The organism is Vallitalea maricola, from assembly GCF_036985595.1.
In the GTDB taxonomy this organism is placed as follows: Bacteria; Bacillota; Clostridia; order Lachnospirales; family Vallitaleaceae; genus Vallitalea; species Vallitalea maricola.
Map to the genome: position 1 here is coordinate 1 of NZ_BTPU01000357.1, position 216 is coordinate 216.

The window sequence follows — 216 nt, forward strand, 5'->3', positions numbered from 1 at the left end:
CCCATGATCCAGTATTATTACTTCAATCTCGGATAAACTGTCAACCCTATTTTTTAATCCATGGAATATCTCTAATTTATCTGTAGCATCTTTTATATCTTCTAAATCCTTGCTAATATCGAATTCTAGAACGAATCTTTCACATAATGATTGATACATGTCTTCTCTCATCATTGGTTTCATTTCTTTTATTAAAACTATAACTTCATTTATTGC

Annotated in this window: 1 protein-coding gene; it reads right to left on the reverse strand. The window is 29.2% G+C overall.

The window, feature by feature from the left end; translation table 11 throughout:
* A partial coding sequence (locus tag AACQ14_RS24335) for a hypothetical protein (RefSeq protein ID WP_339366113.1) occupies positions 1-183 on the reverse strand: 183 nt, incomplete at its 3' end.
* Positions 184-216: the final 33 nt, after the last annotated feature.